Consider the following 1,979-nt stretch of genomic DNA (forward strand, 5'->3'; position numbering starts at 1 on the left):
ATTTCCACTCGACCTTGCCGGTCTGGGTGCGCGGCGAGATCCGCACCGGCTATACCTGCAATGTCCTCTTGAGAACCAGCGAAGCGAGCCTGCGCGGCCGCCGCTTCAGCCTGGCGCGTGGCCAGACCGGCGGCGAGGACACCGAGTTCTTCGACACCATGGTCAGGGACGGCGGCCGCATCGCCTTTGCGCCGGATGCGCTGGTCGAGGAAGTCGTGCCGCATGCCAGGGCGGCCTTCGACTGGCTGCGCCGCCGCCGCTTCCGTTTCGGGCAGACGCACGGGCACCTCATCGGGCACGGCGCGAGCGGCATCAGGCGCGTCGCGCAAGTCGGCCTCGCCTCGGCCAAGGCCGCCTACTGCTTCGCCATGGCGGCGCTGACCGCGATCAGCCCGGTGCGCAGGAACCGCAGCGTGCTGCGCGGCATCATGCATGTCGGCGTCGTCAGTGGCCTCGTCGGCGTGCGCGAGATCCGCCAGTACGGCCTGTCCTCGCCGCAGCAGGGGGGCAAGCATGCAGCCTGACGTCAGCTTCGTCATCGCCGCCTACAACGCCGAGGCAACGCTCGACCGGGCGATCGCCAGCGCCATGGCCCAGCGCGACGTTTCCGTGGAGGTCATTGTCGTCGACGACTGCTCGCGCGACCGGACGCTCGACGTGGCGCGCTCTTATCCCGAGGACATCGTGCGCGTCGTCGCGCTTCAGCGCAATCGCGGCCCCGGTGGCGCCAGGAACGCCGGCCTCGAGGCCGCGCGGGGCCGGTGGGTGGCGGTGCTCGATTCCGACGATGCCGTCTATCCCGGCCGGATATGCACGATGATCGCGCGGGCCGAGAAGGCGGGCGCGGTGATCGCGGTCGACAACCTCCAGGTCGTGCGCGAGGACGGCGTGCCCGAGGACACGATGTTCCCGGCCGACTATCTCGAGGGCCTGGCCGAAATCTCGCTCGCCGACTACATCGCCGGCAACATCGTCTTCGAGTCGCGCTTCAATCTCGGCTATCTCAAGCCGATCTTCCAGCGCGATTTCCTCGAGGAGAACGGCCTTCGCTACGACGAGAAGCTGATCATCGGCGAGGATTACATCCTGCTCGCCAGCGCGCTCGCGAGGGGCGGCAAATGTGTGGTCGAGCCGACGACCGGCTACGTCTACCACATCCGTACCGGATCGATCTCCCGCGTGCTGGAGCTGCATCATGTCGAGGCGATGCTTGGGGCGGATGCCGCTTTCGCGAGCACTTATTCCAATTCCATAGAAGGCAAGGCGCAGGCTGCGTTCCTGAGGCGCGGCCGCAGCCTGCGCCGGGCGGCTTCGTTTCTGTCATTGGTCCAGCACATCAAGGCGCGGTCGCCGCTCAAGGCGATATGGACGGCGCTCAGTGATCCGGCGGCGGTCAGGCATATGAGCATGCCGATCGCCGTCCGGCTGCGAAGGGTTGCGGCACAGTTTGCCGTGGGGCGGGGAGGTGAGAGTGCGGGCTGACGGAGAGTGGGTTCGGAGCCTGCGGCATATTGAAATCGATCTTCTCAAAAGGACTATGCGATGAAGAAAGTCAGGAAGGCAGTCATACCGGTGGCGGGGCTTGGAACGCGGTTCCTGCCGGCGACCAAGTCGATGCCGAAGGAAATGCTGCCCGTGGTCGACAAGCCGGTCGTCCAATATGCGGTGGACGAAGCCTTCGAGGCAGGCATCGAGCACATCGTCTTCGTGACCGGCCGCAACAAGGCGGTCATCGAGGACTATTTCGACCTGCATCCTGAATTGATCGGGACCCTCGAGCAGACCGGCAAGAAGGCGCAGTTGCAGTTGCTGGAAAGCCTGCTGCCCGTCGCCGGCGCCACCTCCTTCATCCGCCAGCAGTCGCCGCAGGGCCTCGGCCATGCGGTGTGGTGCGCGCGCGAGGTGATCGGCGACGAGCCGTTCGCCCTGCTCCTGCCCGACATGGTCTCCTTCGGCGGCCGCGGCTGCCTTGCCGAGAC

At 66.5% G+C, this 1,979-nt stretch carries 2 protein-coding genes and 1 pseudogene; all 3 read left to right on the top strand.

Translation table 11 applies throughout. The features are described from left to right. Positions 1-524 (top strand): annotated as a pseudogene (locus EN738_RS33900) (glycosyltransferase family 2 protein); the annotation flags it as partial. Beyond that, the gene (locus EN738_RS33905; protein WP_127287326.1) at positions 514-1,482 is read left to right on the top strand and encodes a glycosyltransferase family 2 protein; all 969 of its coding nucleotides are present in this window, start codon (positions 514-516) and stop codon (positions 1,480-1,482) included. The pseudogene EN738_RS33900 and the gene EN738_RS33905, both read left to right, overlap by 11 nt. 60 nt (positions 1,483-1,542) lie before the next feature. After that, the coding region (locus tag EN738_RS33910; protein WP_148669475.1) for a sugar phosphate nucleotidyltransferase at positions 1,543-1,979 on the top strand (437 nt) is incomplete at its 3' end.

It is taken from the genome of Mesorhizobium sp. M4B.F.Ca.ET.017.02.2.1, assembly GCF_003998955.1.
GTDB lineage: Bacteria > Pseudomonadota > Alphaproteobacteria > Rhizobiales > Rhizobiaceae > Mesorhizobium > Mesorhizobium abyssinicae.

What these genes read in the sequence shown, in the direction of transcription:
- EN738_RS33905 (WP_127287326.1), top strand. Translation starts at nt 514, where the DNA reads ATGCAGCCTGACGTCAGCTTCGTCATCGCCGCCTACAACGCCGAGGCA.